Annotated in this window: 1 protein-coding gene; it reads left to right on the forward strand. The window is 53.4% G+C overall.

Going from position 1 to position 1171, the window contains the following annotated elements; all coding sequences use genetic code 11:
• The coding region (gene tuf / locus MWU64_RS15345; protein WP_247065352.1) for an elongation factor Tu at positions 1–1171 on the forward strand (1171 nt) is incomplete at both ends.

Consider the following 1171-nt stretch of genomic DNA (forward strand, 5'->3'; position numbering starts at 1 on the left):
TGTCTAAAGAAAAATTTGAACGTAGTAAACCGCACGTTAACGTCGGCACCATCGGTCACGTTGACCATGGTAAGACCACTCTGACCGCTGCTCTGACTCGTGTGTGTCACGAAGTTTGGGGTACAGGTTCTGCCAGTGCGTTCGACCAGATCGATAACGCACCGGAAGAGCGTGCACGTGGTATAACCATCGCCACGTCACACGTTGAGTACGATTCGCCGACCCGTCACTACGCACACGTAGACTGCCCGGGCCACGCTGACTATGTTAAAAACATGATCACTGGTGCGGCTCAGATGGACGGCGCGATCCTGGTTTGTTCTGCAGCTGACGGCCCAATGCCTCAGACTCGTGAGCACATCCTGCTGTCTCGTCAGGTTGGTGTACCTTACATCGTAGTGTTCCTGAACAAAGCGGACATGGTTGACGATGAAGAGCTGCTTGAGCTGGTTGAGATGGAAGTTCGTGACCTGCTGAGCATGTACGACTTCCCGGGCGACGACACTCCGATCGTTACCGGTTCTGCGTTGATGGCTCTGGAAGGTAAAGACGACAACGAAATGGGTACTACCGCTGTTAAGAAGCTGGTAGAAGCTCTGGACGCGTACATCCCGGATCCTGAGCGTGCTGTTGATCAGCCGTTCCTGATGCCGATCGAGGACGTATTCTCTATCTCTGGCCGTGGTACTGTAGTAACCGGTCGTGTAGAGCGCGGTATCATCAAGGTTGGTGAAGAAGTTGAAATCGTTGGTATCAAAGATACTGTGAAGACAACTTGTACTGGCGTTGAAATGTTCCGCAAGCTGCTCGACGAAGGTCGTGCGGGTGAGAACGTAGGTGTTCTGCTGCGTGGTACCAAGCGTGACGACGTTGAGCGTGGTCAGGTTCTGTGCAAGCCGGGTTCTATCAACCCGCACACCAAGTTTGAGTGTGAAGTGTACGTATTGTCCAAAGAAGAAGGTGGTCGTCATACTCCGTTCTTCAAGGGCTATCGTCCTCAGTTCTACTTCCGTACCACAGACGTGACCGGATCGTGTGAACTGCCGGAAGGTGTTGAAATGGTAATGCCGGGTGACAACGTTCAGATGGTTGTTACTCTGATCGCTCCGATCGCCATGGAAGATGGTCTGCGCTTCGCGATTCGTGAAGGCGGCCGTACCGTTGGCGCCGG

It is taken from the genome of Marinobacter sp. S0848L, assembly GCF_023016065.1.
Lineage (GTDB): Bacteria > Pseudomonadota > Gammaproteobacteria > Pseudomonadales > Oleiphilaceae > Marinobacter.